The sequence below is a fragment of the Bradyrhizobium erythrophlei genome, from assembly GCF_900142985.1.
GTDB classification, from domain to species: Bacteria; Pseudomonadota; Alphaproteobacteria; order Rhizobiales; family Xanthobacteraceae; genus Bradyrhizobium; species Bradyrhizobium erythrophlei_B.
This window is the reverse complement of sequence record NZ_LT670849.1, coordinates 1,527,379-1,547,899: the sequence shown is the minus strand read 5'-3', so window position 1 is coordinate 1,547,899 and position 20,521 is coordinate 1,527,379. Positions and strand designations below refer to the sequence as shown.

22 protein-coding genes and 1 pseudogene are annotated in these 20,521 nt (G+C 60.0%); 7 read left to right on the top strand and 16 right to left on the bottom strand.

The features are described 5' to 3' along the window. Positions 1–58: 58 nt before the first annotated feature. Positions 59–325: a hypothetical protein gene (locus BUA38_RS07225; RefSeq protein WP_072817326.1), complete on the bottom strand. Its 267-nt coding sequence runs from the start codon at positions 323–325 to the stop codon at positions 59–61. A gap of 325 nt (positions 326–650) precedes the next feature. On the opposite strand from BUA38_RS07225, the gene BUA38_RS07220 reads away from it, so the two are divergent. Beyond that, positions 651–3,431 (top strand): UPF0182 family protein, encoded by a 2,781-nt coding sequence (locus tag BUA38_RS07220; protein WP_072817325.1) that lies wholly within the window; start codon positions 651–653, stop codon positions 3,429–3,431. 111 nt (positions 3,432–3,542) lie between these two features. Here the strand turns inward: BUA38_RS07220 and BUA38_RS07215 are convergent, their stop codons facing one another. The 3 genes from BUA38_RS07215 to BUA38_RS07205 all read right to left on the bottom strand — a co-directional run bounded on the left by BUA38_RS07215 (position 3,543) and on the right by BUA38_RS07205 (position 5,010). Further along, a complete protein-coding gene (locus tag BUA38_RS07215) occupies positions 3,543–4,028 on the bottom strand; it encodes a hypothetical protein (protein WP_072817324.1) in 486 nt (161 codons plus the stop codon). Between the two features lie 360 nt (positions 4,029–4,388). Then, positions 4,389–4,667 (bottom strand): hypothetical protein, encoded by a 279-nt coding sequence (locus BUA38_RS07210; RefSeq protein WP_072817323.1) that lies wholly within the window; start codon positions 4,665–4,667, stop codon positions 4,389–4,391. Positions 4,668–4,785: 118 nt separating this feature from the next. Next, a complete protein-coding gene (locus BUA38_RS07205) occupies positions 4,786–5,010 on the bottom strand; it encodes a hypothetical protein (RefSeq protein WP_156898431.1) in 225 nt (74 codons plus the stop codon). A gap of 460 nt (positions 5,011–5,470) precedes the next feature. Between BUA38_RS07205 and BUA38_RS36545 the strand changes: the two genes are divergently transcribed. Both BUA38_RS36545 and BUA38_RS36540 read left to right on the top strand, forming a co-directional pair. Then, a complete protein-coding gene (locus tag BUA38_RS36545) occupies positions 5,471–5,719 on the top strand; it encodes a hypothetical protein (RefSeq protein ID WP_156898430.1) in 249 nt (82 codons plus the stop codon). Between the two features lie 345 nt (positions 5,720–6,064). Beyond that, positions 6,065–6,220, top strand: a pseudogene (locus BUA38_RS36540) (HU family DNA-binding protein); the annotation flags it as partial. A gap of 186 nt (positions 6,221–6,406) precedes the next feature. Here BUA38_RS36540 and BUA38_RS07200 read toward each other — a convergent pair. The 7 genes from BUA38_RS07200 to hemA form a co-directional block, all read right to left on the bottom strand. Continuing rightward, on the bottom strand, positions 6,407–7,189 hold the full coding sequence (locus tag BUA38_RS07200; protein WP_072817321.1) for a transcriptional initiation protein Tat: 783 nt from the start codon (positions 7,187–7,189) through the stop codon (positions 6,407–6,409). 35 nt (positions 7,190–7,224) lie between these two features. Further along, positions 7,225–7,770, bottom strand: a complete 546-nt coding sequence (locus tag BUA38_RS07195; RefSeq protein WP_072817320.1) for a cytochrome b — start codon at positions 7,768–7,770, stop codon at positions 7,225–7,227. Further along, positions 7,767–8,867, bottom strand: coding sequence for a catalase family peroxidase (locus tag BUA38_RS07190; RefSeq protein ID WP_072817319.1), 1,101 nt, complete (start codon positions 8,865–8,867; stop codon positions 7,767–7,769). Before BUA38_RS07190 ends, BUA38_RS07195 begins: the two co-directional genes overlap by 4 nt. Before the next feature lie 697 nt (positions 8,868–9,564). Beyond that, the gene (locus BUA38_RS07185) at positions 9,565–9,705 is read right to left on the bottom strand and encodes a DUF2474 domain-containing protein (RefSeq protein ID WP_072817318.1); all 141 of its coding nucleotides are present in this window, start codon (positions 9,703–9,705) and stop codon (positions 9,565–9,567) included. Then, positions 9,705–10,712 (bottom strand): cytochrome d ubiquinol oxidase subunit II, encoded by a 1,008-nt coding sequence (cydB, locus tag BUA38_RS07180; protein ID WP_072817317.1) that lies wholly within the window; start codon positions 10,710–10,712, stop codon positions 9,705–9,707. Before cydB ends, BUA38_RS07185 begins: the two co-directional genes overlap by 1 nt. A gap of 5 nt (positions 10,713–10,717) precedes the next feature. Continuing rightward, on the bottom strand, positions 10,718–12,139 hold the full coding sequence (locus BUA38_RS07175; RefSeq protein WP_072817316.1) for a cytochrome ubiquinol oxidase subunit I: 1,422 nt from the start codon (positions 12,137–12,139) through the stop codon (positions 10,718–10,720). 21 nt (positions 12,140–12,160) lie between these two features. Beyond that, positions 12,161–13,393: a 5-aminolevulinate synthase gene (hemA, locus tag BUA38_RS07170; RefSeq protein WP_072817315.1), complete on the bottom strand. Its 1,233-nt coding sequence runs from the start codon at positions 13,391–13,393 to the stop codon at positions 12,161–12,163. Positions 13,394–13,669: 276 nt separating this feature from the next. Here hemA and BUA38_RS07165 point away from each other — a divergent pair, with 276 nt between their 5' ends. After that, positions 13,670–14,260 carry a DUF4142 domain-containing protein gene (locus BUA38_RS07165; protein ID WP_072817314.1) on the top strand — a complete coding sequence of 197 codons (591 nt, stop codon included), beginning with the start codon at positions 13,670–13,672 and terminating at the stop codon, positions 14,258–14,260. Positions 14,261–14,354: 94 nt separating this feature from the next. Here BUA38_RS07165 and BUA38_RS36535 read toward each other — a convergent pair whose 3' ends face one another. Then, on the bottom strand, positions 14,355–14,615 hold the full coding sequence (locus BUA38_RS36535) for a hypothetical protein (RefSeq protein ID WP_156898428.1): 261 nt from the start codon (positions 14,613–14,615) through the stop codon (positions 14,355–14,357). 512 nt (positions 14,616–15,127) lie between these two features. Between BUA38_RS36535 and rpoH the strand changes: the two genes are divergently transcribed. Continuing rightward, entirely contained in the window at positions 15,128–16,024 is an 897-nt protein-coding gene (gene rpoH, locus BUA38_RS07160; protein WP_425304971.1) for an RNA polymerase sigma factor RpoH, read from the top strand. 164 nt (positions 16,025–16,188) lie between these two features. Here rpoH and BUA38_RS07155 read toward each other — a convergent pair whose 3' ends face one another. Then, positions 16,189–17,202, bottom strand: coding sequence for an NAD(P)-dependent oxidoreductase (locus BUA38_RS07155; RefSeq protein WP_083587939.1), 1,014 nt, complete (start codon positions 17,200–17,202; stop codon positions 16,189–16,191). Between the two features lie 387 nt (positions 17,203–17,589). Here BUA38_RS07155 and BUA38_RS07150 point away from each other — a divergent pair, with 387 nt between their 5' ends. Together BUA38_RS07150 and BUA38_RS07145 are read left to right on the top strand one after the other, a co-directional pair. Continuing rightward, complete coding sequence (locus BUA38_RS07150) at positions 17,590–17,829, top strand: hypothetical protein (RefSeq protein WP_072817313.1); 240 nt, start codon at positions 17,590–17,592, stop codon at positions 17,827–17,829. 210 nt (positions 17,830–18,039) lie between these two features. Then, positions 18,040–18,357 carry a helix-turn-helix domain-containing protein gene (locus BUA38_RS07145; protein WP_172805996.1) on the top strand — a complete coding sequence of 106 codons (318 nt, stop codon included), beginning with the start codon at positions 18,040–18,042 and terminating at the stop codon, positions 18,355–18,357. On the opposite strand, the gene BUA38_RS07140 is transcribed toward BUA38_RS07145, so the two are convergent. From BUA38_RS07140 to BUA38_RS07130, 3 genes are all read right to left on the bottom strand, one after another. Next, positions 18,354–18,725, bottom strand: a complete 372-nt coding sequence (locus BUA38_RS07140) for a response regulator transcription factor (RefSeq protein ID WP_425304970.1) — start codon at positions 18,723–18,725, stop codon at positions 18,354–18,356. The genes BUA38_RS07145 and BUA38_RS07140 overlap by 4 nt on opposite strands. A gap of 155 nt (positions 18,726–18,880) precedes the next feature. Beyond that, positions 18,881–19,210: a sulfite:cytochrome C oxidoreductase subunit b precursor gene (locus BUA38_RS07135; RefSeq protein WP_072817310.1), complete on the bottom strand. Its 330-nt coding sequence runs from the start codon at positions 19,208–19,210 to the stop codon at positions 18,881–18,883. Positions 19,211–19,222: 12 nt separating this feature from the next. After that, a complete protein-coding gene (locus BUA38_RS07130) occupies positions 19,223–20,452 on the bottom strand; it encodes a molybdopterin-dependent oxidoreductase (RefSeq protein ID WP_072817309.1) in 1,230 nt (409 codons plus the stop codon). Between the last annotated feature and the right edge of the window lie 69 nt (positions 20,453–20,521).

Here is a 20,521-nt window from a genome sequence, read left to right as displayed (position 1 = left end):
ATGAAGATCCTTAGAGGCCGTCAGTTTTCACAGGACTGACGGCCTCATCTTTTTTGAGCTACCCGGCGCTGCGTTTTTTCGATCGCCGCCTTTTCGTCGCGGATGTTTCGGGGGGTAGCGCCGCGAGTGCGAGCGCATCAAAGTTTTCCACGTAAAGCGGAATCACTTTTTCCAACACATCCCGAGAGCGGCATCGCGTGCGCTCTCGCCAAAGGCCGTCGCCGTCGCGCCATTCCTCAAGGACAAATTCCTGCGAGTCGGCTGACGACATCACAACTATTCTGAAGTCGGCAGCATTGAGCGGAACGATCACGGTGCTGGTCATGCCGGCGCCTGCTGCGCGGCTACATTTTTGGGTGAGCCAGCATGGGCGAGCTGAACGATTAGTTTGGGAACCGGAGCTGAAACGCCTTGCAAAGCAATGCCGGACGATTTTCCCAAATTTCGGGGTAAGTCGTTGGTTTCAGTTAGTTCGGGTGCGCCCCTAGGGAGCGCCAACTGCGCGCTGTTCCACGACATTGTACGATGCCGCGCGGTTCGCGAGCGTGGTCCCGGCGACGAAGCTTCGAGCACGCATCACCCGTCTTTGCGGAGTAATCCCGGCTACGAATCAAGCGGCAGGCGTCCTTCATTTCCGCTATGATCAAGCCATGACGATCGGGATTACCGGACCCGAACGGAAGGTACCAAGGCAAAGTGCCCTGGCCCGGTTCATTGTTGCGGCCGTCTTTGTTGGGATTTGCCTGTTCCTGCTCTCGCTCGCGAGCGACTTCCTCGTCGATTGGCTGTGGTTTTCTTCGATCGGCTACCTGCAGGTTTTCTTGACGGCGATCGGCGCCAAGGGGATCGTCTTTTTCGTTGTCTTGGCCGCGACCACCGTCGTCCTCTGGCTGAACGGAGTGTTGGCCGCGCGGTTTGCCATGCAGCCGCCGCTGCAGATCCTCGCCGGCCCGTGGATGGTGGCCGGTATTACGCCGCCGCCCGATCCGTTCGCAATACTGCGCGATCGACTGACCCGGCCCCGGTTTATCGCGCTCGGTGCAGGCTTACTCGGCGTGCTGGTTGCCGCAGGCGAGGCCGGCAATTGGGGTGTCTTGCTGCGGTTTCTCTACCAGGTGCCCTATGGCGCGGAGGATCCGCTCTACAACAAGGACATCGGTTTCTATCTCTTTTCGCTACCTGCCTATATCGCGATCAAGAACTGGATGCTGCTCGCAATCGTCCTGAGCGCGCTGTTTGCCGGCGCGATCTACTGGGCGCGTGGCGATATCGAGTACGATGGTCACAACCGATCAATCTCGCCGACGGTGATAGCGCATGGCTCGGCGCTGGTTGGCCTTCTGTTCGCAGCGAAGGCCTGGTCCTATGGCCTCGACCGCTATCTACTGCTCTACGGCGACAACGGTGTCGTGGTCGGGGCAAGCTACACCGACCTATATCTGGGACTACCGGCTCTGTGGCTGATGATCGGGCTCTCGATCATCGCCGCCTTCATCGCATGGGCCAATTTGCGGGCGCGCTCCTGGCGGCTTCTGGCCGCCGGGTTCATCCTCGTCGGCGCCGGCTCTGTCGTGCTGTTGAGCCTCCTCCCTTCGCTGTTCCAGCACTTCGTCGTTAAGCCGACGGAGTTGCAACTGGAGAAGCCATACATCGAACGCAACATTGCCCTCACCAGGCAGGCCTACAATCTCGACCGGATCACGGCCAAGCCGTTTGCCGCCGAACAAAGGCTGACTTTCAAAACGCTGGAAGCAAACAGGGCGACCATCGACAATATCCGGCTATGGGACTGGCTGCCGCTGTCGGATACCTACGCGCAGCTGCAGGAGATCCGCACCTATTACAAATTCCACGATCTTGACGTCGATCGCTATTGGCTCGACGGCTTCTATCAGAGCGTGATGCTCTCGGCCCGCGAACTGCGGGCCTCCCTGCTGCCGGCGAACGCCCAGACCTGGGTCAACCGACATTTGCTGTTTACGCACGGCAACGGCGCGGTGATGAGCCCGGTCACGCGCAAGAGCACGGAAGGACTGCCGTTCTTCTATTTGCGGGACATCCCGCCCGTTGCGGATGGCGGCCCCAGGATCGACGAACCGCGCATCTACTTCGGCGAAGAGAGCGACGACTACGTCATCGTCAAGGCCAGCACGCCGGAGTTCGATTATCCGAAGGGCAAAGACAACGTCTATGCGGCCTATGACGGCAGTGGCGGCGTGCCGATCGGAGCAGTGGGATGGAGAACGCTGTTCGCCTACTACTTCAATGACCCGAACCTGGTTCTCTCAAGCTACATCACGGACGACAGCCGGATCATGATCCGGCGCAATATCACGGAACGGGTGCGCACGATCGCTCCGTTCCTCAGGCTCGATCATGATCCCTATCTGGTCATCAGCAACGGGCGGATGTTCTGGATGCAGGATGCCTACACCACGAGCTCTTATTTCCCCTCGGCGCAGCCCGTGACAGAGCTCGCTCTCAACTACATTCGCAATTCGGTGAAAATTGTTGTCGATGCCTATAACGGGACGGTAGATTTCTATCTGATCGACCCACGCGACCCCATTGCAGCAACGTACCAGCTTATCTTTCCCAGCCTGTTCAAGCCGTTCACGGTCATGCCGGCGGATTTGCAGAAGCACATTCGCTATCCGGAGGATCTGTTCCTGATTCAGGCGCGGCTCTATCAAACCTACCACATGGAGCAGGCCGAAATCTTCTATAACCGCGAGGACTTCTGGCAGTTTCCGCGACAGCCGGGCGGCGACGGCACTTCAGTGATGACCCCTTATTACATCATCATGCGGCTGCCCGGCGAGCCGCAGGCCGAGTTCTTCCTGATGCTTCCCATGGTGCCGAGCCGCCGCGACAACATGATCGCATGGCTCGCCGCGCGCTGTGACGCGCCCGACTACGGCAAACTGATCGTCTACGAGTTCCCCAAGGACAAGCTCGTCTATGGGCCGTTCCAGATCGAGGCGCGGATCAATCAGAATACCGAGATCTCGCAGCAACTGACGTTGTGGAATCAGATGGGCTCTCGGGTGATCCGTGGTGCGAACCTGCTTGTGATCCCGATCGAGAACTCGATCCTTTATGTATCGCCACTCTATTTGCGAGCGGAGCATGGACACCTGCCGGAGTTGAAACGCGTGATCGCAGCCTACGGTGAACATGTGGTGATGAAGGAGACGCTCGCGGATGCTTTGGCCGCGTTGTTCGCAGAGCCCGGTGCGGTGCCTGCGTTTTCAAACGCAACGGAAGACATGTTCCCTGCGGGCCGGGTGAGTCCGGCACAGCAAGCGCTCGATCGCTACAATCAAGCTGTGGAGCGATTGAAGGCCGGGGACTGGAAGGGTTTCGGCACGCAGTTCGATGCGATGCGTGAGATCCTGGAAAAGATGAACAGGCCATCCGCCGGCCACTAGAGCCGGGCATCTGCAATCTGGCGCTGCCTCCGACGCGGAAAATTGCGAACAGGGACGCGGCACCACGATTGCGAAAATCATATCGCAATCTCAATCAAAGAGTTCGCAGTTTTATTCTGAGTGGCGCGCCATGCCGCCTTTTCCGCGACGTTCTATGACATTGTAAGATCCCGCCTCTATCAGGCAGCGCTGTTCCGCTCGAATTGCTCGCCGCGGGCTGTGCATCAACGGATGATCGCGACTTGACGGACTCAACTCGCACAATGAGCCATTATTGAATCCTGTGAGTTTGTCGATCATTGCCAGCGCGCCGCGCCCGCGGTCGTCAACCTGATCCTGCGCCAGCTCATATTGAGGAACGCAACGGGTTCTTGACGGGTCCATTGCGGCCATCCGGCTTTGATCGATTTTTTCGATGGAAACGGCAAAAACAATAAATTGGATCGCTGATGTAGCGATGCCTACGTTGTTGTTGTTGTTGTTGTTGTTGGCGGTATCATCCAGGATTGGCGAGACAGGTAGATGGACATTCAAAGGAACGATCGGCACAAATTGATACTTGCAATTGCGGCCGTATTTGTCGCGCTTGTGGGTCAAGCTGGCATCCTCGTCGACGATTTCGGTACCGGAAATAATTCGCAGGGCAGCGGTAGCGCCAGCATGATTACGGCCGCGGCGGTGTCCAAGGCAGGCGCAATCGAAACGTGGACAGAGCCGGATGCAGGTCGGCCGGAATCTCAGGTGGCGTTCGGATCCACGCTGTCTGGAGCAACTACCCGGACGGACCTTTGAAAATGTTGGTGACGCTCGTCACTTGTGTGCGGCAATGCATTGGTTGGCTGTTTCGTGCCTCGGTAGCTCGCCGCATGAAGAGCGCTAAGAGGTCTGGCCAGCGAAGCACGGCGTTGGTGTGCCGCCGGCACAGCTTGGCAACCTCGAAACAGCATCTCGGGGTGGTCATTTAGCGTCGCTGTTTTCGGAATTTTCAGTCAAGCTGATTACCAACCCTGTCAGGGTTGCTCCGATACCAAAGGCTATCGCGCACGTGCCGACGAACATCAGCATTGTGTCACGCGGAGCGTGGCTGTAACGGATCAGCGCTGCGATGCCCAATGGTCTCATGTGGATTGCAAGGAGCGCAAAGGCGAGACCGATGGCGACTCCCATCGCGGTGTGACTGGCGATTTCCAGCAGAAACGAAGGCTTGGTCAATGCAGACCGTTTCTTGGCGCGCACAGTTTAACCCCTGATGTATTCTGGGCAGCCGAATGCCAGCGCAAGCCGAAAGCATGCCGACGGTTAAGGCATTAGCTGGAGAAGGACACCGGCGTTTGCCGGTGTCCTTCTCCATATATCAATGGCCGGCGATCCCGGAGGTCATCGCGCCCTCGTCATAATCGCGCCGGCCGCCGAAATCACCGGGTGCAGCATAAGCGTTGCTGTTGCGGACCTGCTCGCTCAATACGGCGCGGTCGTTCGCTCGCACGTGGCGGTGTTCGGAAGCGACGGCCGCTTGCGCCGTTAATGCGGCCACTAGAGGAATGAAAAGAACGGTGAGGAGTTTCTTCTGCATGGTCATCTCCATTGTCGGACGAAGGGGAAGTTGATCAGCCATCGTTGCAAGCGTGGCCCGCGTGATCTGCTGAGATGTTGATGTTCCGTGCAGCAGACATATGAACGCATTTCGTCACGACGACTAAATTGCTTGTTAGATGCTTCAAGCGGTCGTGTACGATTGAGCGGAAGATATCGCCGATGATTTGCGTCGCGCTGGCACCGTTCCCGATGTTTGTCCGCTATTGCAGGACTTGCCGGCGCAGCCGGCTAAAAGCCGGTTGAAACCGAGAAGATGCGCGCTTTCGCTATTAGTCGTTTGCGTGTTCGCAGCCGCCTATTCAAAGCCTCTACATACCAAAGAGTGAAGCGATCATACCATGGCCCTAAGCCCACACCCCTTTGGGTAATTATCGAGAGCAACCTCCGTTGCCATTTCAGACCGAGACGAACTTGTCCCGAATAGTCCGACAGCGGAGATTAAAATGCCAAAAGGAATTCTCAAAACTCTTGCGACGCTTGTTGTCCCGATAGTTGTTGCCGTGACCGCGCAAGCAGCTGCGGCCAAACCACACCACCCGAGAGTGAAGGATAACGTTGCAGTACATCAGCAGATATGGAGCACGGTTGGCAATCCAATGGACATGGGCGGGGACATCAGGAGCAGCGACCCAAACGTGTACCGAGACGAACAGCCGATTCCTTATTACGACATAAACCCACATGGCGGTTGACGAGCGCACTGGCAAAGACGCAATGCGTTGCGCGAGGTCGACGACAGTGTTGCCATATCGGCGGTTTCACCTACCGCCAGCGCCTGCTGAGGTCATGGGCTCGTGGTAGGCGGCCCAGTGGCCCCACGCATCTGCTCGGCGGCGGCCACAGCGTTTTCAAGTGGAGCTAACCGCGCGGCGCCGTCTGACTGCAACTTGGAGGGCGACTTTCAGGCAGATCGGGGTTCCTTCTGTTTCACTTCTATAAACGGATGCGTGAACAGGTATCGCATTCCTGTGCTGTGATGCGCATTTCCCGTTGGTCGGGGAGCAAAGGAAAAATGACCCATGACGAAAGATGATCTTAAGAAAGGTCAGCGTCTCAGCCCCCGTAACCCGAAGACCGGCACCGAAGTGCCGGCTACCCGGATTGTGGTGTTCAAACCCTCGGCCAGTCTGAAACAGCGGATCAATCGCCATAGTCTGGCGACGATACGAGGCTATTTCAGATCCGGGCACTGAGATCACAGACGGACCGCAGTGCCACGAAAACTTCGATAATCGCGCTGGCAATAGCATTTGCCCTCTCGGGCACGGCCGAGGTGCATAAGTTTAACCCTGCTCCTTAGACTATGAAGAATCGCTTCGGCAGCTGATTTGCTTCAGGCCGCTCTATCAATATCCGGACTAGACGTCTGCGGCAGGCTGCTACGCCGCGTAGTGAAAACCGGCCTGCTGCAACTCAAGGATCGTCGCCGTGATCCCGGGCGTGAGCACCACGCCTTCGACAAGGTGGTTGGTCAGTTCGGCGGCCAGCGCCTCGTGCGATTTCTGATCCGGGTTCCGGCTGGAGTCGATGAGTCTCGCGGCAATTTCCCAGATCGCGTTATGGCAGGCCAGGAAAACGACGCCGCGCTCTTGCAGCGCGGTGATGGTGTTGCCGCTTTTTCCGAAAATGCTCGCAGGATTCTCAAATTCCGAAAAGCCGTCAGGTGCGGTGTTGGGCGCGATCAGCGTGTTGGTCCTGAACTTGATGTCGGAAAATGCCGCAAGCTCATACTTGTCCCAGGTTGATTGATCGAACAGCGCGAGATGAGCTGTGCCATGCGTAGCAGAGACCGCGAGATAATCCGCGTGGTCGAATGCGAAAATCTGCGCATTCAGCGCGTTGCGCATCAGGTTGAGCCAGGGGCCGGCGATTTGCGTATTATCCCATACCTGCTTGCGGTTGCCCTGATAGGCGATGACGTGCCTGAGCGCTTCGTCGTCCCAGAAATCCGGCTCATGGACAATCATCGGGACGGTCTTGAAGTCGCGGCGGCGGGGCGAGCGGCGCAACTGCTCCACCAGCTCGGCAAGCTTCCGCGCACCGGGCGCGGTCACGGTATGGTCCGTTGCGGCGTGCGCGCGGTCCGCGGCGTAAGCGCTCGCGCCGACGACCAGTGATCCGAAACCGAAGAGTGCGGATCGCCGCGAACTACAGATGGCCATTTTTTTCTCCTTCGTCGCAGGGTCCGTTTCAGGCGTCAGCCTCGAATGCCTCGCCCCGTCATGGTTCGAAACACGCCGTCCCGGCGAATCCAGGCATGAAACAGCGCGGCTGCGACATGCAGCAGGATGGTTGCAAAGAACGCGTAGGCGAACAGTGTGTGCGCCGTCCGCAACAGCGCGTAGAGGTGATCGTTCTGGGGCAGGATTGCCGGCAGATGGAAAGAGCCGAACATGACGATCGGATATCCGCCCGCCGAAAGCATGGCCCAGCCGATCAATGGCATCGCGACGAGCAGTGCGTAAAGCACGAGGTGCGAGAGTTTGGCTGCGACGATCTGGGTGGATGGCAGTTCGGCCGGCAATGGCGGGGCCCCGCGCCTCAGGCGCACGCCAAGCCGCAGGAGCGCCAGCACGAGAATGGCGATGCCGAGCGGCTTGTGGATCGCGAGCAGAGTGAGGAAGCGCGGCCTGAGCGTGGAGACCATCGTCACGCCGATGAAAAGCATTGCGAGCACCAGGATTGCCATCAGCCAGTGCAGCGTCCGTTGCAGAAACGAGAATGAATGCGGGTGAGCCGTCATCGGCGATCTCCCGCGGCTGACGCACCGCGCGGATAGTCGGCGGACTCCCCGGTTCGCAGGTCGAACGATCTGGCATAGGCCGCCGATCGCGCTGCGAGAAGCGGATCATCGGAAACCGCAATGCCCTGCGGCAAAATGGTCGGATCGTAGTTGATGTCGCGGCAAGGCCCATCAGCCTCCGCCTCGGCCTTCTGCACGATCAGGGTCCCCGCATCGATTTCCTGCCGGTCTGAGGGCCAGGCTTTCGTCGCATCGTTCGAGGGATCTCCGGGCGCGGCGAGGGTCACGACGAGGTGCCACGTCAGGGGGCCTTGCGCGAGACGGCCGTTGAGGTCCGACTCAAGGAAGTTCGGTTCCAGCTTCGCCAGCGCGTCGTGCGAAACGGATGTGGGCGGAATGGTTGGTTTCATCGACCAGCGCACAAGGTGGCTGTTGCCGGTGGCGTCGATGAAGCGGAAGGCATTGAGGCTGTTATAGGTCTGATCGGCGAAGCTCACCGTCCAGGGCGCGCCCTGCGCCCACTCCGCAAACGGAGCCGATTGAGGATGGGTTGCGAAGAAATGTTTGACGGCCGCAGGGTCGGGCTTGCCGGATGCCGGGTCGACTTTTTGGGCCGTCGTCAGTTCGTAGAAGTCGCGCGGGTTCGAGACCACGAACACCGGCGAATTGTTCATCCCGCTGCGCCACTCCTGGCCGTTGGGGGAAGTGATACGGATCGCCATGCTTTTGACGCGGCCCGTCGCATCGCGAGCATCCGGATCGCCCACCGCGATCGCGAAGCGACCGACGACGGCATAGCGGCCCGCGGCCAGCATCGGCGCTGCGGAGAAACGGGAAGCCGCGCCGTTTGCGTCAAGGACGCCGGTAAAGCACACGCCCTTGGAATGGTTGCGCCGATGGCCGAGCGGATTTCCGCCGCGCGCACTCAGCGCCGCGACCATCCTCGCCGGTGTCAGGCGTCCCGGGCTGAGCCAGCCGCCTGCGTAGGCGAACGCGAGCGCGGCAACGAACACGACACCGCCGATCAGGGCGAAGCGGCCCAGAATGGCGGAAGTCGAAAGCTGAACCTGGTGGGTGAGAAACGGTTGTTCGGACATCTGCGCTCGAAGGTCTGCTACTTGCGGCGAAAGGGCAGCCGGCCATCAGGGGGTCGTGATGGCCGGCCGCGCCCAAGTCGATTGTGGGGGGCAGGGGGAGGGGAAAACCGACTTGGGAATTCGATTTCCATGCCAGCGCCGGAGAACTTCGAACCGCACTTGAACTACGCTTAATGTCCTGTCTGTGATGGGGTCCGTCCAGCCAACTCATGGATTGAGAGACTACATACCTTGGTATGTTTCGGGGACCGATCCTGAGGCGAGGCAAGACAGCGGGGCAATCGGCGTCGCATACGCGAGCCATCTGCGGTCGCTCTCGCAGCGGTCTCTGAGGCGTCCGGCGCACGTTCTGGAACAAGTGGCGGTCTGCCACGAGTAATACCGGACGAGACCGAACCTTCCGCTGCAAACCGTGCAGCGGCTCGAATTGCGAACTGGGAAGTTACGGATCATCTTCGTCTCCTCTCGCTGTCGCTTGCGATATGTTGTTCTTCTGGCCGAAACGGCCTGGCGCGGTTTTCCCTCGGAGCCTAGTTCCCGATGAGCGCCAAGCTTCATGGAAAAAGCTACACAGCGCCGGCCGTCGCCTCAATCAAGCGGAGGTGTTGTTCGAGCAGCCATTGGGATCGGAAGACTATCCTTTGGTTTCGCGATTTCTCGCTGGCGCTTCAGATCCGATCGGACAGGGGCGTTGCCGTCAAAGCGTCAGGCCTGCAAGCGTCATCAATCCCCTGAACAGGCCCGCAACCACACCCAGCGTGATGACGCTCAACGCCCAGATGACCACAAGCCAACCGACGCGGCGGAGCTGTAGCTTCCATGTCGCGAGCGCCGGCATCAGTGGTAGCCCTCGCCGGCCTTAACCTTGCCGCGGAAGACGTAGTACGTCATCGCGGTGTAGCCGAGAATGAAGGGGATGACGAAGAGCGCGCCGACGAGCGCGAAGCCCATGCTTTGCGGCGGCGCAGCCGCCTCGTCGATCGAGATCGACGGTGGAATGATGTTCGGCCACAGGCTGATCGCAAGGCCGGTGTAGCCCAGGAACAGGAGGAACAGCGTAAGCCCGAACGGAGCCGCGTGGGTTTCGCCTCGGATCACACGCTGAATGGCTAACGTGGTGACGACGACAAGGACGGGCACAGGCGAAAACAGGATGATGTTGGGGAACGAGAACCAGCGCGCCGCCACGTCTGGATGCTGGGCCGGCGTCCACAGACTGACGATGACGATCGCGGCAAGCACGCCAAGCGAGATCGGACGCGTCATCGATTTCAGGCGATGCTGCAGCGTTCCCTCGGTCTTCATGATCAGCCAGGTGCTGCCAAGCAGCGCGTAGGCGATGATGAGGCCGAAGCCTGTAAAGAGGCTGAACGGCGTCAGCCAATCGAAGCTGCCGCCGACATAGGTCGTGCCCGACATCTTGAAGCCGTTGATGAAGGCTCCAAGGGCTACGCCCTGGGAAAACGCCGCCAGGTAGGAGCCCGCAGCAAAGGAGATATCCCACAGCGACTGGTGCGCTTCATGCGCCTTGAAACGGAATTCAAAGGCGACGCCGCGCAGGATCAATCCCATCAGCATGAAGAACAGCGGGATGTAGAGGGCGCTGAGCAGCACCGAATAGGCGAGCGGGAAGGCGCCCATCAGCGCCGCGCCGCCGAGCACCAGCCAGGTTTCGTTGCCGTCCCAGACCGGCGCCACCGTGTTCACCATGGTGTCGCGGTCGACCCGATCGCGGATGAACGGGAACAGGATGCCGATCCCCAGATCGAAACCATCCATCACGACATACATCATCAGGCCGAAGGCAATGATGAGCGCCCAGATCAGCGGAAGATCGATTCCCATCGCATTTATCTCCCGTCGCTTCCCATAATCGATGTGTCGAGACGATCCGGAACCGCGGACAGCGGACGGGCCGGCCTGCCGGTTTCGGGGCTCGGTTCGTGACCGTCGAGCGGTTCGGGGCCTCGCGCAATCAGCTGCAGCAGGTAGCGGATACCGGTTCCGAACACGCCGGTATAGAGCACGATGAACAAGATCAGCGTCACCGACATCTCAAGGGCCGAGTGGTTCGAAACGGCATCCCTGGTCCGCATTACGCCATAGACAACCCAGGGCTGGCGGCCGATCTCCGTGGTCAACCAGCCGGCTAGAATTGCGATCAGGCCGGCCGGGCCCATAACCAGGGCGAAGCGCAGAAACATTCTGGATTCGAACAGCGCGTTGCGCCATCTCGCCCACGCGCCCCAAAGGCCGAGCAGCAGCATCAGGAAACCCAGTCCGACCATGATACGAAAGGTCCAGAACACGATCGTCGAGTTCGGACGATCTTCCGGCGCAAAATCCTTCAACCCGGCAATCTGGCCGTTCCAGCTGTGCGTCAGGATCAGGCTGCCGAGATGGGGCAGCTCGAGCGCATAGCGCGTGGTTTCAGCCGTCATGTCAGGCAAGCCGAACAGGATCAATGGCACGCTCGCGCCGGGCGTATTCTCCCAGTGGCCTTCGACGGCGGCGATCTTGGCGGGCTGGTGCTCGCGTGTGTTGATTCCGTGCGCGTCGCCAACAGCGATTTGCACGGGTGCAACCACAAGGACCATCCACATGGCCATCGACAGCATCGTGCGTACGGCAGGTGTGTCACGGCGCCTGAGCAGGTGCCACGCACCCGATGCTCCGACAATGAGTGCGGTGGCCAGATAGGCGGCTATCGTCATATGGACAAGGCGATAGGGAAACGATGGATTGAGGACCACCTTCAGCCAGTCAACGGGCACCACGCGCCCATTGATGACCTCGAAGCCTTGCGGCGTCTGCATCCAGCTGTTGGAGGAGATAATCCACGTCGCGGAGATAAGTGTCCCGAGCGCGACCATCATCGTGGCATAGAAATGCAGGCCAGGTCCGACCTTTTTCCAGCCGAACAGCATGACGCCCAGAAAGCCCGCCTCTAGAAAGAAGGCGGTCAACACCTCGTAGCTGAGGAGTGGCCCGGTGATGCTTCCCGCGAAAGCCGAGTAATGACTCCAGTTGGTGCCGAACTGATAGGCCATCACCAGGCCGGATACGACGCCCATTGCGAACGTTACCGCGAAGATCTGCGACCAGAAACGATAGAGTTCGAGGTATACGTCGTCTTTCTTCCAGAGCCACAGGCCTTCCAGAACGGTCAGATAGCTTGCGAGCCCGATCGAAATCGCCGGGAAAATAATGTGGAAAGAGATCGTGAAGCCGAACTGGATTCGTGCGAGCTCCAGAGCTGTCAGGCCGAACATGGTTCCTCGCTTCTTTTGAAATCAGGCCGCCTTCGCCAGCGGCCAGTCGATTCTTGAACGGACAGCCAGCAACGCATTCAATAGATGCGTCATGTGTTCATCCGCGTGAAACGGTGAGGGTGTGATGCGCAGCCGCTCCCGCCCTCGGGGGACCGTCGGATAGTTGATCGGCTGAATGTAGATGCCGTGCTCGGCGAGAAGCAACTCGCTTGTCAGGCGGCAGCGGTGCGAATCGCCGATCATCAGCGGCAGGATGTGGCTCGGGCTGTCGAGCACCGGCATCCCGGCGTCGAGCAGCATCGACTTGAGCTTTTCGACGTTGCGTCGCTGGCGCAACCGCAGGTCGCCGTTGTTCTTGAGGTGCCGCACGGCGGCGAGCGCGCCCGCCGCGAGATGCGGCGAGAGCGAGGTCGTGAAAATGAAGCTGTCGGCGAAACTGCGGATAATATCGATCATGAGTGCAGAGCCTGCGACATAGCCTCCCATGACTCCGAAGGCCTTCGCAAGCGTGCCCTCGATCAAGGTCACGCGATGGGTTACGCCATCGCGTTCGGCGATACCGCCGCCACGCGGGCCGTACAGGCCGACCGCGTGGACCTCGTCGAGATAGGTGATCGCCCCATGCTTCTCTGCAACCTCGCAGATCGCGGCAATCGGCGCGATATCGCCGTCCATGCTGTAGACGCTTTCGAAAGCCACGATCTTGGGACGCGCGGGATCGACGGCGCCCAAGAGCTCGTCGAGGTGGGCGACATCGTTGTGGCGGAAGATGAAGCGTTCCGCTCCGGAGCGGCGAATACCTTCGATCATGGAATTATGATTGAGCGCGTCGGAGAATATCGCGCAGCCGGGCAGCAGGCGGCCAAGCGTGCCGAGGGCGGCGAGATTCGACACCCACCCCGAAGTGAAGATCAGGGCGGCTTCCTTGCCGTGCAGATCGGCGAGTTCGGTCTCCAGTTGCACATGTACCAGATTGGTGCCGGAGATATTGCGGGTGCCACCGGTGCCCGCGCCCGAACGGTCGATGGCGCGGTGCATGGCCGCCGTCACGTCGCCGTGCTGGCCCATGCCGAGATAGTCGTTGCTACACCACACCGTCACCCGGCGACTCGAACCGTCCGGGTGGCGCCAGAGGGCCTGCGGGAACTCGCCCGCGATCCGTTCCAGCTGGGCGAACGTGCGATAGCGGCCATCCAGCTTCATCTCCGCGATGAGCTGGGAAAACCTGTCGTTGAAGTCAAAGGTGCTGGTCATGTTCGCCGGATTCCCCCGCGTTTGATCACAATTCGGTGTCGATATCGGTCCGGATAGGCCGGCTGACAATGTGCCGCGCGCAACGGATCGCACCGGGATCGGGCAAATCCGACAATAGTCCGGCGAACCGTGCAGGTGGACGTGGTGGCCGAGGCCTGAAGCGTCAATCACGCGATCGGGTTACGCGTTGATCGGGCGGTCGGTCGAATTCGAAAAAGCTGCCGTGTCGCCGAATTACATTTTCGAATGTCCGTAACCCGCAACAAGGAGGCTGTAATGCCGATCAAAAATCCCTTAACCCGCTGCAAGAAGGCCGTCGTGATATCGAGCGCGCTGGCCGCGCTCGTCCTCGTCACCGGCGCGATCCCGTCACAGGCGCAAAGTAGCGGCTCGTCCACACAGCCCGCCGCGACAGCGCTCAGCCCGGTCGATTACAACTTCGTGGCCCAGGCCAATCTCGGAGCTCCCTTCCAGGTCGACTCCGGCCGTATTGCCGAGAAGGGCGCCACGACAGCGGAAATTCGCGACTATGCCCATCTGATGGTGGTCACCCATATCCCCGTCGTCGATGCGTTAAACAAGATTCTGGCGAACAAGAATGTCGAGGCGCCCCCAAATACCCTTCTGCACGGCGCCTACGACACGATGATCGCCTCGCTGAAGGCGGAGCGTGGTCGCGCGCTCGACCGCGATTACATCGAAGGCCAGGTCGACTACCAGAAGGGAAACGAGGCGCTGTTCCGCAATGAGATCGAGAATGGTAGCGATCAGGCGCTCAAGGACTTTGCGCGGGCGACGTTGCCGAAGATCGTGGATCACCGCGATCGGGCGTCGAAACTTGCCGCGGAAAAGACCGCATCGAAGTGATCGCCTGTCGTTGATCTTTCGAAAACAAAAAGGGCGGCCTTTTGGCCGCCCTTTTTTATTCCGCCGGAATTGCGCCCGGGTCCTGATATGCCGCTTATCGACAATCGTTGCGGCTATCCCAGGCACCGTGAGCGCGCCAGGCCGACCAGGCCATGTAGTCTGTTTCGGGAGTGTAGGGATTTCCCGGTTCGTGGCTGCAGGAAGTGCTGGCAGTACCATCAATCGAATTGTAGCTGTTTTGGAACAGCTCGTTTGCAGCCGTCCGGTGAGCCGGTCGCGCAGAGGCTGAAGTGGTCAGGGCTGCCGATCCGGCAATCAGCAGAATGCCGAGCGCGGATACCATCGTCTTTCGCATTGTCATCTCCATAGATTCAATTGTGCAGGCAGCGCGATGCCGCCGCGCCTGAAGGCGCGTTCGCTTCCGGGTGAAGACCGAGAGGTGCGTTCCGATGCGACGTGCATCGCGCGTGTCGAGAGCCTTGCTGTGCTCCAGACGTGATCTAGGCAGCGCATCGCACTGCACAATTAAATACGGTTTTAGACATCACGGCGTGCGGCCTGCATGGAGCAGCACGTGATTGCGAACGCGCGCGCGCGCGGATTGGTGTCGTGCTTTCGATCAAAAGGAGCCGATCGATCGCTGATCCGTTATGGCTGGCTCGGGTCGAGGATCGCAGGGCGGGCGCTGTATGTAGCCAACGAACGTGCGCGCGATTGAATCCGAAGTTAGTTTCCTAACCGGCAATTTAATAGCCTGCCGGCCAATTCCCCTATCTTTTGGGCATGACGCTGAGTTGTCGAAGTCGGCGACTTGAAACTCTTTTAGCGGGAGCGATTGGCATGGGTATCGAAGGACAAGTCCGCGAGATCACGAAGCGAGCCGGGCGCAGCATGGCGCTCGCCGACGCCGGGCTCGGCAAGGACTATCTGGCGGATATTCGCCGTTACCCGATTCTCGAACGGGAGCAGGAATACACGCTCGCCAAGCGCTGGCGCGAGCAGGGCGATCGTGAAGCCGGCAATCAACTCGTAACCAGCCACCTGCGGCTCGCGGTCAAGATCGCGATGGGATATCGCGGCTACGGTCTGCCGATGGCGGAAATCATTTCCGAGGGAAATGTCGGCCTGATGCAGGCGTTGAATCGCTTCGAACCCGAACGGGACGTTCGCTTCTCCACCTACGCGATGTGGTGGATCAAGGCGTCGATCCAGGATTATATCCTGCGTTCCTGGTCGCTGGTGAAGATCGGAACCACCGCCGCGCAGCGCAAACTGTTTTTCAAGCTGCGCTCGGCCAAGATCCGGATTGCGGCGCTCGAGACCGGTGACCTGCATCCGGAACACGTCGCCAAGATCGCAAAGGACCTCGATGTCGCGGATCAAGAGGTCGTCGAGATGAATCGCCGCTTGGTTGGCGACAGATCGATCAATGTACCTATCAAGGAAGACGGCGAGGCCGGCGAATGGCAGGATCGGCTTGTTGACGCATCGCCGTCGCCGGAGACAATTGTCGTCGAACAGGACGAGAAGGAACACCGCCTCCACGCACTGGCAGCGGCGGTGGAAGTCCTCAGCGGGCGCGAGCGCCAGATTTTCGAGGCGCGGCATCTGGCCGACGAACCCGAAACGCTCGAGCAGCTGGCGGAAAAATTCAGCGTCTCGCGCGAACGCATTCGCCAGATCGAAGTGCGCGCGTTCGAGAAAGTGAGAAAGGCGACACGGAATTTCATCGCGAATGCTCCGTCCCTGGTGCCGGCGAACTAGTGCCCTGATTCCGAAGTTATCTATCATTTTGCGGAAGCACGTTTCGAGCTTCGGAATCGGAAGGACGCTGGAGGACTTATTGATCGAGTGCGGCTTTGGTTCAGAAGTCCGCAAGACGAACGCACGGGCCACAATGATGCGGACATCTCCCGGTCCGCCCTGCCTCATTCAATGTCGGTTTCAGAGGGGTCGGCGAGGCCCGCTTCCTCGGCGGCGACTTTGCCAAGAACGGTCCAGTCGAGCCCGTCGTAACCGCGCGCAATCGCCGTAATCAATCGGTCGCGCACCACTCCCACGGATGGCATCGGCGTACTGGCTTTCTCCGCTTCGGCAAGCGCGAGGCGAACGTCCTTGAGCACGAGCGGCAATATGAACCCAGCTGCGTAAGTGCGCCGGACGACCTTTTCGCCATAGATCCTGTGCGTGCGCCCGCCGAACATCGTGCTTGTCATGATATCGATGAACGGCTGGGGATCCAGGCCGCGCTTGCGTATCACGGCAACCGATTCCGCGATCATCTCGATCGCGGTTGCGGTCATCATGTTGCCGAGCAGTTTGATCAAGTTGGCTTCCTGCGGGTTCTCGCCAACCGCGAATGTCCGCTGTCCGAGGCAATCGAAAATCGGCTGGCATCGCACCAGATCGCCCGGCGCACCGGCCGCCACGACGAACAATTGCCGCGTCCTGGCGGCCTCCGGATTTCCGAACACCGGCGCAGCCACGTAGCCTTGGCCGGCTTCGGCGTGGGCGGCGGTGAGCTCGGCGGCGCAGGCGGTGCTGATCGTACTCATCGAAAGATGGATCGCGCCCTGCATCAGACCGTCGGCGAGGCCGCCCGAATGGTCTTCCTTGCTGCCGAACACGACGTGGCGTACGGCGTCATCGTCGGGCAGCATGCTGATGACAAGCTCGCAGTCGAGGAGATCGCCAAAGTCGGTCGTCGGCTTGAGCCCGAGCTCCTTCAACCTCGCCACCTGATTTTCCCGGCGGACATAGGCAATCACCGGCCGTCCGGCGGCAGTCAGATTTGCGGCCATGGCCGTGCCCATGCGGCCAAGACCGATGAAGCCTATTTCGCCTTTGACCGGTCGAACGCGAGGCGGAGCGTCGGCGCGGGACTTGTCGCCGCCCGCAGGCGCCGCGCTCGCCGAGAGAATAGTCGACTCGAATTCGCACATTGCAGCACCTGATTGAATTGTATGTTTGCTCTCATCTGAAAGCGTTTCAGTCCAGATATCGTCACGACCGCCACGAGTGCTTGTCCCGCCTTGCTGCGCGCCGCGCTTTGTCAGTGCGTTTTGAAAACGAGCTGTGCATTTCGGATAGCGACGCCGTCGCCGATCGGTGCGATCGAACGGCAGCTCGTGCGCCGGGCAGCGAAAGGATTCGTTGGTGCGCGACGTCATGCGGCGATGTCACGTCGTCAGGAGAAATGCGGCGCGTGACTTCACGACGGTGCGAGGACGATGCTCTCGAATGACATTGAATTTAATGGTCCCGGCGAATGCTTCGCCTACATCGGCTGTGTGCGCATAAGCGCAAACTGAGGAATTTGGAGAAACCCGATGACCAAGACCAAGACCATCAGCGCCGCGGTGATTCTGTCCGTGGCTGTCGCTGCGCCGGCGTTCGCCGCGACCCATCACGTCAAGAACTTTCGCAGCGCCTACGATCAGATGACCGACCAGTCCTTCGCTGTGCCGTCATCGCAGGCCGAGCGGAACATTCAGAACTTCGGCTTCAGCGGCCGCGATCCGTCGCGCGTTGGCGGCTGGGATCCGTCGCTCAATCCGTCCGGCAGCTGATATGGACCACGAAGGCAACGGGTGACGCGCAGGACGTGTCACCCGTCCACCTTTCGAACGATCCGAATTGACGCCCGGACCGGTACGTGCCGGCCGTGGCGCAATTGTTTCAGGCCGCCGCTTTTACGAGAGCGCCGACCTGTTTGCCGATTGATGAAACCACCGCTCCAGGAGAGCGTTACCTTGCCTCCGACACCGCTTCGCGGTCGCTTGTCTGCCCGAAAGCAGAAGCTTGTCGTCGACTTTATCGAAGCCAATATCGCAGAGGAAATTTCCCTCGCCAGGCTGGCAAAGCTCGCCGATCTCAGCCGCTATCATTTTGCGCGGGCCTTCCGGCAGACGTTCGGCGTGCCGCCCCATCGTTACCATCTGGCGCGCCGAATGGAGCGGGCCACAAAGTTACTGACCCAGTCGACACTGCCGGTGACGCAGATCGCGCTCCGGGTCGGCTTCAGCGAAACCAGCTCCTTTACCAGGGCCTACCGCAGGTATGCCGGCGTCACGCCGAGTGACCGCCGGCGCGATTAGATGCCCTGCTTGCCCCTCAGAACGGCTTCGATGCATTTGATCAGCACGGAGCTGGGGAATGGCTTTTCGAGAAAGCCGGCGGCACCGGCCTTCTGCGCCCGTATCTGCACGCTTGGATCGGCAAATGCCGTAATGAAAATGAACGGCGTTTGATTGCCGTAACCGCGAACCGCCACCAGAAGGTCCAGGCCGCTCATTCCCGGCATTTGCACATCTGTAACGATGCATGACGAATCGTCCGTATGAGCCGACTGCAGGAAAGCTTCCGCGGACGCAAACGTGCGTACCTCGTACCCGTGCGAGCTGAGAAGATTATCTGCGGCGGCCCTAACTGACGGATCATCGTCAATGACCGAAATTACCTGCACTTCCAAGGCACGCCTTCCTCACTCGCCTGACTCCGACAGTGGGCTCTAAAACTGGTCAGCGAAACTATACGTTGGTTTATCTGCACCGCGCCGGGCGCGGCGCTTGCCAAAGCGTGCTTCTTTCCCAGTCGCTAACGCTTTCCCGAGGTCGGAATCTACTTGGTGCCCTTGACCGCGGCGAGGTAGTCGACAATCGCCGTGACATCTTCGGCGGCGATCGGAGCCTTGTAGATGCTGATCATCTTGTTGACCTCTGATTTCCAGGCGTCTTTCGGCATCGTCGGTTGATTCAACACCATGTCGGCCGAGTGGCAGGCCAGGCAGTTGTTATTGATCGTGTCGGATCCCGGCCCGTCCGGAAACATTTTGTCGCTGTCGGGAAGGTCGATGTTGACCGATTTGAATTCGATCGGCGCGGCCACGCCAACGGCGGGCGTCGCGACGATGGTGAGGATCACGACTGACGGAAGCAGGTGACGAAACATCTCCAAACCCCTTCAGATTGCGACGATACGGGTCGATTCAATGACGTTGCGCATGAAGCCGGCCGGATTCCAGTTCGGCACGTCAGGTTGCGGTAGGCCATTGCTGTTGGTGCAGCGCACCTGAAGACTGTGCTCGCCGGGGCTCGCGAATGTCAGTTGCGTCTCCCACCTGCGGAAGCCGTACTTTCCTTCATCCTGGCCGAGCTGGGTTGGGCGCCAGGTCTTCCCGCTGTCGGTCGAAATGTCGACCCGGGCGACGCCACAGTCGCCGCCGAAGGCGATCCCCCGCAGCGACACCGGGGCTGCGGCTTTCACCGTGCCGCCCGATGCGAAGTTGGTGACGAAGGACCGCGGAACCATCCGGTTGATCGGAATCATCGTGACATTGGCCTGACCGGGTTCGATGTTGGCGCGCGGCGTATCCGGAATCTTGTAGGCCACCTGCGTCCAGTAGTTCGTGTCCGGCTGATCCAGTACCTCGATGTCGTTGAGCATCTTGACCCAGTAGGTCGCATACCAGCCCGGCACGACCAGACGCAGCGGGAATCCGTTCAACAGCGGCAGCTGATCCCCGTTCATGGCATAGGCAAGCATCACTTCGCCGTCGCGGGCATGCTCGATGTCCAGCGACTTCATGAAGGGCGGCGCATCCTCCACCACGGGAGACTCCATTCCCTTGAATCTGACATTGAGCGCGCCCGGCTTCACGCCCGCCTTGTCGAGCACGTCCTTGAGACGGACACCCGTCCATCGCGCATTGCCCATGGCGCCATTTGCCCATTCACCGCCGGGGACCCGGGGTTGAAAGAAGCCGCGCGAATTGCCCGAACATTGATTGACGGCGACCAGTTCAAAGCGCGGCAAATCGAGGATGTCGCGAAGCGACAGCGATAGCGGCTGGTTGACGTGGCCACGCACGGCCAGCTTGAATTTCTCGGGATCGATGCTGGTTGGAATGACGGCCCAATGCCAACGCACGTAGAACTGGTCGTTGGGGGTGAGCGTGCCCTTGTCGAAGGCCTCAAACGGCGTTTCCAGGAGCGGCGGACGCGTCCGCTGCAGGATCATCGGACCCTTCTGCGGAAACGCAGTGGTGATCGTCCGCGCATCGGGGCCGCCGGGCAACGGAAGGTCGACAAGTTTTTCTGCTTTCGCAACCGTTGAAAACATCGCGCCGGCCGCGGCCGTCGCAAGCAGTTGCCGCCGTGTGATCGAATCCGCAAAAGCGCCACGACCTGTCATGTCTGGACCTCCCGGTGTGTGCCGAACCAGCTTGACTGCACATTATTATAGTAGGTGGTCGAGCGCTTG

Bases quoted from the DNA above. Each gene is read 5' to 3' on its own strand.
- BUA38_RS07130 (WP_072817309.1), bottom strand. From the start codon at position 20,452: ATGACAGGTCGTGGCGCTTTTGCGGATTCGATCACACGGCGGCAACTG.
- BUA38_RS07195 (WP_072817320.1), bottom strand. From the start codon at position 7,770: ATGACGGCTCACCCGCATTCATTCTCGTTTCTGCAACGGACGCTGCAC.
- BUA38_RS07185 (WP_072817318.1), bottom strand. From the start codon at position 9,705: ATGCCGGCGCTCGCGACATGGAAGCTACAGCTCCGCCGCGTCGGTTGG.
- BUA38_RS07225 (WP_072817326.1), bottom strand. From the start codon at position 325: ATGACCAGCACCGTGATCGTTCCGCTCAATGCTGCCGACTTCAGAATA.
- BUA38_RS07175 (WP_072817316.1), bottom strand. From the start codon at position 12,139: ATGTTCGGCCTGACAGCTCTGGAGCTCGCACGAATCCAGTTCGGCTTC.
- BUA38_RS07150 (WP_072817313.1), top strand. From the start codon at position 17,590: ATGACCAAGACCAAGACCATCAGCGCCGCGGTGATTCTGTCCGTGGCT.
- BUA38_RS07165 (WP_072817314.1), top strand. From the start codon at position 13,670: ATGCCGATCAAAAATCCCTTAACCCGCTGCAAGAAGGCCGTCGTGATA.
- BUA38_RS36535 (WP_156898428.1), bottom strand. From the start codon at position 14,615: ATGCGAAAGACGATGGTATCCGCGCTCGGCATTCTGCTGATTGCCGGA.
- hemA (WP_072817315.1), bottom strand. From the start codon at position 13,393: ATGACCAGCACCTTTGACTTCAACGACAGGTTTTCCCAGCTCATCGCG.
- BUA38_RS07220 (WP_072817325.1), top strand. From the start codon at position 651: ATGACGATCGGGATTACCGGACCCGAACGGAAGGTACCAAGGCAAAGT.
- BUA38_RS07200 (WP_072817321.1), bottom strand. From the start codon at position 7,189: ATGGCCATCTGTAGTTCGCGGCGATCCGCACTCTTCGGTTTCGGATCA.
- BUA38_RS07135 (WP_072817310.1), bottom strand. From the start codon at position 19,210: ATGTTTCGTCACCTGCTTCCGTCAGTCGTGATCCTCACCATCGTCGCG.
- BUA38_RS36545 (WP_156898430.1), top strand. From the start codon at position 5,471: ATGCCAAAAGGAATTCTCAAAACTCTTGCGACGCTTGTTGTCCCGATA.
- cydB (WP_072817317.1), bottom strand. From the start codon at position 10,712: ATGGGAATCGATCTTCCGCTGATCTGGGCGCTCATCATTGCCTTCGGC.
- BUA38_RS07155 (WP_083587939.1), bottom strand. From the start codon at position 17,202: ATGTGCGAATTCGAGTCGACTATTCTCTCGGCGAGCGCGGCGCCTGCG.
- BUA38_RS07190 (WP_072817319.1), bottom strand. From the start codon at position 8,867: ATGTCCGAACAACCGTTTCTCACCCACCAGGTTCAGCTTTCGACTTCC.
- BUA38_RS07205 (WP_156898431.1), bottom strand. From the start codon at position 5,010: ATGACCATGCAGAAGAAACTCCTCACCGTTCTTTTCATTCCTCTAGTG.